This is a genomic window from Geminicoccus flavidas, from assembly GCF_009806515.1.
Taxonomy (GTDB): domain Bacteria; phylum Pseudomonadota; class Alphaproteobacteria; order Geminicoccales; family Geminicoccaceae; genus Geminicoccus; species Geminicoccus flavidus.
Window position 1 is genome coordinate 1 of the sequence record NZ_WUJP01000659.1, and the last position, 1126, is coordinate 1126.

Annotated in this window: 1 protein-coding gene; it reads left to right on the forward strand. The window is 66.3% G+C overall.

Features of this window, described 5'->3' with window-relative positions; all coding sequences use genetic code 11:
• The coding region (locus EQG76_RS18690; protein WP_159715886.1) for a dihydrodipicolinate synthase family protein at nucleotides 1-627 on the forward strand (627 nt) is incomplete at its 5' end.
• Nucleotides 628-1126: the final 499 nt, after the last annotated feature.

A 1126-nucleotide genomic window follows, 5' to 3' on the forward strand; every position in this document is an offset into this window, starting at 1 on the left:
GCCGAGGACTGCGCAAAGATCGGCCTGGACGGGCTGATGGTCCTGCCGGGCATGATCTACAAGGCCGACCCACGCGAGAACGTCGCCCATTTCCGCACCGTGCTGGACGCCACCGACCTGCCGGTGCTCGCCTACAACAATCCGATGGTCTACGGCGTCGACCTGAAGCCGGAGACCTTCGTCGAGCTGGCCGACCAGAAGACCCTGGTGGCGATCAAGGAAAGCTCGGACGACCCGCGCCGGCTCACCGACATCGTGAACCTGACCGGCGACCGCTACACTCTGTTCTGCGGCGTCGACGACCTGATGATGGAGAGTGCCGTGCTGGGGGCAGCCGGCTGCGTGCATGGCATCGCCAACGCGTTCCCGGCCGAGACCGTGCGGATGTGGGAGCTGATGGCCGAAGGCCGCTATGCCGAGGCGCTGCCGCTCTACCGCTGGGCCACGCCCATGTTCCACCTGGATACCAGCCCGAAGCTGGTCCAGTACATCAAGTTGGTCCAGCACCTGGTCGGCCGCGGCAGCGAGCGGGTGCGTGCTCCCCGCCTGACGATCGCCGGCGAGGACCGGGCGCGGGTCGAGGCGATGGTGAAGAAGGCGCTGGCGGAGCAGCCGGGCCTCGGCTGAGCGCGCCGGGCAGGATCCCGGTTCAGCCTGTCGAAACTATTCAAGTAGTTGAAACAGGCTGGGTCCTCGGGTTCGTTTGGTAGAATAGCATTCGCGTGCGACCCGATTCGTTTCGCAAGCTCGCGTCGTGGCGGGCTAGCCGATTGCTTCCCCGAGAAGTGGCCCTTGGCTGAACCGCCCTCCCCTCCGAATGCCCGGACGCTAGACCAGCTCCATCGCGCTGACCGGGACCGAGGCGAAGTTGGGAACAGTGCAAACTCCGCTCCCGCGATCACATTGCTTCAGCCAGATCGAGGACGACGGGCGGGAAGCTCAAGCCTTTTCTGCGGTGTCTCGATGGTCATCGTCGAGGAGCAGTCCCCGGTACATCAAGCTGGTCCAGCACCTGGTCGGGCGCGGTAGCGAGCGGGTGCGCACATCGCGCCCGACGATCGCCGTGGAGGACCGCGTCAGGGTCGAGGTGATGGGCAAGAGGGCGCTGGCGGAGCGGCCGACGCCG